General features: G+C 54.2%; 6 protein-coding genes. All 6 read right to left on the reverse strand.

All coding sequences use genetic code 11. The features are described from left to right. Positions 1-50: 50 nt before the first annotated feature. Positions 51-2,687: a GAF domain-containing protein gene (locus VAE55_RS06125; protein ID WP_322814917.1), complete on the reverse strand. Its 2,637-nt coding sequence runs from the start codon at positions 2,685-2,687 to the stop codon at positions 51-53. 21 nt (positions 2,688-2,708) lie between these two features. After that, positions 2,709-3,287 carry a SpoIIE family protein phosphatase gene (locus VAE55_RS06130; protein ID WP_322814918.1) on the reverse strand — a complete coding sequence of 193 codons (579 nt, stop codon included), beginning with the start codon at positions 3,285-3,287 and terminating at the stop codon, positions 2,709-2,711. Positions 3,288-3,296: 9 nt separating this feature from the next. Continuing rightward, complete coding sequence (locus VAE55_RS06135; protein ID WP_322814919.1) at positions 3,297-3,707, reverse strand: anti-sigma regulatory factor; 411 nt, start codon at positions 3,705-3,707, stop codon at positions 3,297-3,299. A 74-nt stretch (positions 3,708-3,781) separates the two neighbouring features. Continuing rightward, positions 3,782-4,264 (reverse strand): D-aminoacyl-tRNA deacylase, encoded by a 483-nt coding sequence (gene dtd, locus VAE55_RS06140; protein WP_322814920.1) that lies wholly within the window; start codon positions 4,262-4,264, stop codon positions 3,782-3,784. Further along, the gene (locus VAE55_RS06145; RefSeq protein ID WP_322814921.1) at positions 4,264-5,358 is read right to left on the reverse strand and encodes a PIN/TRAM domain-containing protein; all 1,095 of its coding nucleotides are present in this window, start codon (positions 5,356-5,358) and stop codon (positions 4,264-4,266) included. The genes dtd and VAE55_RS06145 overlap by 1 nt, the downstream gene beginning before the upstream one ends. A 3-nt stretch (positions 5,359-5,361) precedes the next feature. Continuing rightward, entirely contained in the window at positions 5,362-6,765 is a 1,404-nt protein-coding gene (gene radA / locus VAE55_RS06150) for a DNA repair protein RadA (RefSeq protein WP_322814922.1), read from the reverse strand. Positions 6,766-7,678: the final 913 nt, after the last annotated feature.

A 7,678-nucleotide genomic window follows, 5' to 3' on the forward strand; every position in this document is an offset into this window, starting at 1 on the left:
AATGCGCATTATAGCATACTCTGCCATAATGACCTCAGTCAGCAGACGGATCAGGCATGTTCACCGGCAATCGGCATAATGATCGAGAAGGTGCTACCGACGCCGACCGTACTCTCGACCCAGATCCGACCACCGAGTAATTCGACGAGGGGTTTGACAATAGAGAGACCAAGGCCGGTACCGCCAGCCTCTACCTTGAGCGAGTTTTCACCGCGGAAGAACCGGTCAAAGATGCGCGGCAGGTCTTCGGGGCGAATACCGACGCCAGTATCGCTGATACTGAACAAAAGATAGCGACGATTCTCACTCAGGGTACTGCGCGTTGGTTCTGGAATATCAATGTTCATCACTTCACGGGCAGCAATCGTGATCGAGCCACCGGCTGGGGTGTACTTAACTGCATTCAGCAACACATGGTACAGAATCTGGTGCAACCGCATCGCATCTGCTCTGATGAGAGGCAAGCCCGGCGGGATTGAGATCGTAAGTTGATGGCAGTGCTGAGTAATCTGTGGTTGCAGCTCAGCAATTACTCCACTCAACGCCTCAGCGAGATGTAGCGAACGCCATTCAAGATCAATGCTACCCGACTCGATCTTGGTAATTTCAAGCACATCGTTGATCAGATTAATCATACGTTCGGTATTACTGTAGATGGTATTCACGAACTCGCGTTGTGTGTCGTTGAGCTGGCCGAGGCCACCCATGGCCAGTAACTGGGTGAATCCCTTAATAGCCGTCATGGGTGTGCGTAGTTCGTGCGACATTGTGCCGATAAACTCGTTCTTCATCCGGTCGGCTTCCACTTCGCGGGTAATATCGCGTAACACCAGCAGTGCACCGAGCAGCTCATCATTTTCCTTTAGTACCGGACTGAGCGAGAAATTGACCGTTTTACCACCGACATTAGCCGTTGTCGTGAAGGTTCGTGCTTCACCATTGACAGACAAAGGCCGACGTAGTAAATCGTCCAGTGGCAGTTCAGCCGCGTGACTACCGAGGTAGCGTTGAATAACATCGCGCAGATTCCAGAGCAGTAACTCTTCGAGTGGTCGGTGCAGAATACGGCTGGCTGCTTGATTAATGCTAATCACGCCGCCGTACAGATCGCACACGATCACGCCATCGAGCAGGCTTTGCAAGATAGCCGCAATCTGACTGGTCTCTTTTTGCTGGCGATCAAGTAGCTCATAACGACGTTCAGCTTCTGTGCTAATCATGCGGAAGAGATTGGCATTGTTGATCCCAATTGCAATCGCACCGGCACAGGCATTGAGCAGGCGTACATGGCCCTCGTGGAAAAAATGGGTCTGGGAATGGGAGAGGGTCATTACTCCGATCACCTCACCCTGCACGAAGAGCGGTACAGCGATCATCGATCCCTCACGCTTCCGGCTGCTGCCGGGGATCGTGATCCAGCGCTCATCTTCGGCAACATCAGGAACAAGCACGGTCTGGCCGTGTTGGGCTGCCCAACCGGCAATGCCCTGCCCAATTGCAAAGCGTACTGTATTGTCGGGTGAAACCTTCGTGCCCAGAATAGCGCGTGTGACTAGCAGGCTGGGATTATCCTCTTCAGTGAGCAGAATCGATGCATGTTCGGCCTGCACAATGCGGGCCAGCATCGTCAACGAGTTATTGAGGATTTGATCCAGATCGAGGGTCTGGTTTACCTGTGCCGCAATCGCGTGGAGGGTGGCCAGCCGATCTTTCTCTTCTTCAAGCTCACGGGTACGCTCGATGACACGCTGTTCGAGATCGGCATTGAGTGTGCGAATGGTGTGATAGAGTTCGGCATTTTGCAGTGCAATCGCTGCCTGGCTGGCGATGCTTTGGGCCAGGTCTTGCATAAAGCGTAGATCGAGCGGATTGTGCAGTTCCTGCAGGGTTACGGCACCAATCAAACGCTCGCCGCCGATCATAGGAATAATAAGCACACTACAACCGGTAATCATCCACTCCTGCATATTGTCGGCAGGAAGAGCAGGCCAGAAAACACCTTTATGAAATGCAGCCTGAACAGTTGGATTAGCATCCGGCAAAATGTAACCAACTGGCGGGCCATCATCACTCCCACGACTGGCAACAACCCTGATCCGCTGTTTATAATCGACCAGCCAGAGAGCGACGTGATGCGCTTCAGTGAGGCGATGAAGGCTATCGATGACAATTTCAATCAAGGTGTCGCGGTCGAGTGTCGCAGAGAGACGTTGAGAAATGTCGTTGAGTGCCTTCAGTTGCAGTGCTCGCTGATCGGCTGCTGCTGAAGCAGCATCGAGACTGGCGGCAATGAATTCACGTTCGTGAATGAGCTGGCTGGTGTGTTCAGTCCAGAGTTCAACCAGTATCGCAATCGCCTGATCAAACAGATCGGCCAGCTCATCGATAAGAGTCAGACCGGATGTATCCTGGATAAGTGTGGCCCGAACAGTACGATGCAGGTTTTGGAAGTTCCGCACCATGACCGGTAGGCCAACGTCCGCTTCAGTCGCAACCCACTCACTGAACAGATCACGCAGTGGTAACTCATTCCCCTCAGCAGCGGCAATCAGGGCCGACACCAGGCGTTGCGTTTCCAGACGCGGTTGGATAACCACGTTCCCTGTTATGGCTTCGTTTTGATCTGGCCAGTTGTCGAGGATCGCTGTCTGCCGGGTGTGCAGCCATTGACTGAGTGTGGGATTCATAAGCTGAGTCGGTAATTTCCGTTATTCACTGCGTACCACAACCACAGTTGCATCATCGCTATCCTTGCCAAAGCGATGCAGAATCTCATCGGCGATGTGTTGTGGTGACTGATGTAAATCAGGCGGCATCTCGGTAGTAAAGCGACTTGATATACCGTCACTGTATAAAACGAAGGTATCGCCAGAATTGTATGTATAACTCAGGCGCAGGAGTTGTGGCAGGCGATAACCGACAATCCCGTTTTTTGAGATGGGTTTTATCAGCAGATCACTATACACCTGCGCACCAATATTCCCGACACCCACAAATTCAGCAGTATGTTGATCGGCATTGAGGCGAAGTAGCGCCATCACTGCGCCACGGCTACCGACAAGCGCCCGGTCGGCCTGGCGCATCAACTCGGTTAATTCAAGTGTTGGATAGCGTTCCAGAACGGCAACAGCGCGCTGGGCTGCTTCAGCGGCCGCGTCACCACCGCCAAGTCCATCAATAACGGCAGCTAACAGTTGATTGTCAGCATAGGGTAAGACCAGATAAGCGTCACCGCTGATGTGTTGGCCTGCTTTTGGACGCAGCGCTGCTCCCCACGAGAGTTTCATAGTTCCTCATTATCGGCGTGTTGTCCGCCACTTCACTGCACGTACTGTTGTTCCAAGACCTGGTGTTGATTGGATGTGAAAATCATCCATTAACCGACGCACGCCAGGTAGACCGGCACCAAGCGAATGGGTCGTGCTGTAACCATCCTGCAGAGCCAGCTCAATATCAGGAATACCGGGGCCGTTATCGCGGGCTTCGATTGCGATCCCTGTCGTCTGATCGTCGCGTCGCAGCACAGTGATCGTCATCTCGCCGCCACCGGCATGTCGTATCAGATTGTGAGCCAGTTCGAGAATACAGATCTCGATGCGGGTGCGGTCGGTTTCGCTAAACTGTAATTCAGTAGCCAGGCGACGACCACTGCTCAGCGCAACGTAGACATCTGCTTCTCGCTGGATGCGAAACGTTGTCGATTCCATACTCTCACATTATACCTGAATGATATTAATTCGGATGTGACCGGGTTGGGTGTCAGGCTGCGAGAGTTGAACGACTAGCTGTCAGCTCTACCACCTGCTCGCCGCGGCAGGCGTAGTTCGGCGCTGTCGATGACCAGGGTGACGGGGCCGTCGTTGATCAGAGCGACCTGCATCATAGCACCGAAGACACCGGTAGCAACCGGGATATTACGTGTCCGGAGTGTAGCGGCGAAAGTATCAACCAGTGGTGCCGCAATCTCAGGTCGGGCAGCCGCCGTGAAGCTGGGACGACGACCCTTGCGCGTGTCGGCATAGAGGGTAAACTGCGATACGACCAGCGCGGCCCCACCAACATCGAGCAGGGAGAGGTTAAACTTACCCTCGTGATCGCTGAAAATCCGCAGCTGAGCAATTTTTTCTGCCAGCAACTCTACATCTTCCGCTGTATCGGTATGGCACACGCCGAGCAGGATCAACAGGCCATTGCCAATCGCTCCTACTACTTCACCCGCGACGGTGACAGATGCTTCGCGGACTCGCTGAATGACTGCGCGCATCAGGTTTCCTCTACCGGAATTGCAAATACCAGACGTCCAGTTTGGGTTTGATGGATACGAGTGACTACAACCTCAATGGTGTGGCCAATAAGATGTCGGGCATTCTCAACGATCACTGGTGTTCCGTCATCAAGATAGCCGACCCCTTGCTGGCGGGTATTGCCTTCGTTGCGGATCAACACCTGAAGTCGCTGATCCTGCATAACCGGTGGACGGAGGGCATCGCTCAACTGATTGATGCTCAAGACTGTTACGCCCTGCAAACCGGCAACTCGATTGAGATTATAGTCGTTGGTAATGATTGGACAGTGATACTGCCGGGCCAATTCGATTAACTTGTCATCCACCCGCAGCGAGTCGGGAACATCGTGACTGACAATTTCAATCGGCAAAGGCGATGATTGTTGCATCTGATTGAGCAACTCAAGCCCACGACGGCCCTTATGTCGTCGCAAGTCGTCGTTTGAGTCGGCCAGCATTTGCAATTCGGTCAGCACAAACGAGGGGATCAGGATCGATCCTTCCATAAACCCGGTACGCACCACGGCTGCAATCCGGCCATCGATAATCGCGCTGGTATCAAGCAGGTAACGACGTCTTGATGGTAGCGCAGAGGGAGATTCGGAATGTAAAGACTGGGGGGGGGAGTTTGGCTGTGAGCGTGGCTGTCGCCAACGGTTCACCAGATCAACAAACTCACGCTTGCGTAAATAAAGGATTGCAGCGCCAAAGTAGACCAGGATTGCCGTCACAATGCCCGGCAACAGATTACCATACGGTGCCGGCAACATAGCCAGCGGCACTGTGAACAATGCACCAAGAACACCACCAATACTAATCCCTATCGTGATCAGAACAACTTCGTGCAACGGTATAGTGCGTGCCTGACGAAAGAGGGAACGAAGTGGGTCGGCGATGATACGCGGGGCCAGAATCAGGCCAAGACCACCACCGGCAAGGGTGAGAAGCAGGGTAGCAAGTACTTGCTCGGAATTTGGTGTTGGGCCGGAGAGTGAATGGCCAACCCAAAACCCCAGATAGGCCATCCAACTAAAACCGAATAAACGCACGATAAGATCGAGACTTAGTCTCATAGCTCACCCTTGTTCGATGGCTGGCGAGGATGACGAAGCTGTTCCTTTGCGGGTGAGGAGTTCGACCGCTTCGGCTAGTGAGCGTACTGGTGTAATGGTGAGACCGTCTGCCCGGTCAAGCGTAGAATGTGCGGGCACAATTGCTCGCCGAAATCCCAGCTTTGCTGCTTCGCTCAGGCGACGCTCAAGCTGACTGACACTACGCAGTTCGCCTGACAACCCGATTTCACCAAGGCAGATCAGATCGGGATCAATCCGCTGGTTGCGGTATGAGGACGCAATCGCCAGGGCAACTGCCAAATCGGCTGCCGGTTCACCGATACGCAGACCACCGACAATGTTGACATAAAGGTCTTGATTGAATAACGGCAGCCCTACTCGTTTGGAGAGCACGGCTGTCAGCATGAGCAGGCGATTGAGATCAAAGCCATTGGTGGTACGCCGGGGTTGGGCATTCCCGGTATGGGAAGTCAGCGCCTGCACTTCCACCAGTAACGGACGGGTTCCCTCTAGCGTCACGGTCACCGTCGAGCCAGGGCTTTGCGTATTCCGTTCGGCCAGAAAGACCTGCGATGGATTACGCACCTCACGCAGACCATCACCGGTCATTTCAAAGACGCCCACTTCATTCGTGCTACCGAAGCGATTTTTGACCCCGCGTAACAGGCGAAACTGGTGAAACCGGTCGCCTTCGAGGTAGAGCACGACATCAACAATGTGTTCGAGGACACGTGGGCCGGCGATGGCTCCCTCTTTCGTTACATGACCAACCAGCACAATCGGAATGGCGGTCTCTTTCGCCAGTTGCATCAGGCGAAGGGCACCCTCGCGTACCTGCGAGACACTACCGGCTGCACTGGTTAATTCGGGGAGATAGACCGTCTGGATCGAGTCGACGATCACCAGTCGTGGCCGTAAATGACGGATATGTTCAATAATCAGATCAAGTGATGTTTCGGCCAGGAGAAAGAGGTCATCGGCAGTTAATCCTAATCGTTCGGCGCGTAACCGAATCTGTTGCGCCGACTCTTCGGCACTCACGTAAAGGGCTGGCCCCACGCTGGCCGCAAAATGGGCCGCTACCTGACCCAGCAGGGTTGATTTTCCTACTCCAGGGTCGCCACCGATCAACACCACCGAGCCGGGTACCAGGCCACCACCGAGTACACGGGCAAACTCGTCGGCGTAGACGGGCAGCCGCTGAAAGTCGGTCAGGGGAACATCGCGCAGTCGGATCGGTTGATTCTGGCCGACAGTAGCAGCCCGCTGACCGCCTGTGCCACGGGCAGGCGTAACAATCTGCTCAACCAGACTGTCCCACGCGCCGCATTCAGGACACTTCCCCATCCAGCGACTTTGCTGAGCACCACATTGTTGACAAACGAAGACAGTACGTGTTTTTGCCATAGCTGCATTATACCATCGCATACGCAGGCAACGAATTGGTGCGAGGTGTTGCTGTTGAGAAGTGTCATACAGTCAGATGAGGCTCAACAGTCTGAAGCGACATCTGAACTGGCGGGTTTGTATGCTAGACGGTGGGAAGAAACCGCACGCGGCAGCATGGCTTCCGCACTCCACACTACGCGACACGTGGATTAGTGAATGGAGAAGGGAGCTGATCCAGGGCGTGTCGCCTCACCAGATGATTGTGAAAAGATCATACATCGTCCCCGCATCAGCAGAGTGGCCGCTGCAACACCCGCCGGGCAGCGAGCACGGTGGGTGCGGAAGCAGAGCTGCCGTACTTCAAACTACGTGATACGAGGATTAGAACCTATTTCAAAAAACATCTACGAGAAGGTGTCTTATTCATTGCCGCCCGATTCCACGTTTGTAACGAGCGCACCCGACATCCGCGTGACCAGCCGGGTCAACGACCTGACATGCGCCAGATCGTGTGCACGGCTGGTGCGGCAGCCATGCTGCCGCACTTCAAATGCTGCGCCACGCACACGCCAGGCGGATAAGGCACCCAATCCAACGTGTGATAGCACCGGAGATGGTCGTCATCCATCCTCGTTTCCATACCGGCAGACTGAGAGCAAGATAGAACCTTTTTCAAAGAACATCTACTATGAAGGCATCTCATTCATTTTCCACGTTCGTGACGAGCGCACCCGACATCCGCGTGACCAGCCGGGTCAACGACGTGACATGCGCCAGATCGTGAGCACGACTGGTGCGGCAGCCATGCTGCCGCACTCCAAACGACGCTACACGCGGATGATGAGCGCACAAGGCAACCAATGCAGCGCGTGATGGCACTGGAGATGGTTATTCGAGCGCGACAGGACAGCTTTTTCTGAAATAAGTTCTA

This window comes from Chloroflexus sp., from assembly GCF_034432675.1.
Taxonomy (GTDB): Bacteria; Chloroflexota; Chloroflexia; order Chloroflexales; family Chloroflexaceae; genus Chloroflexus.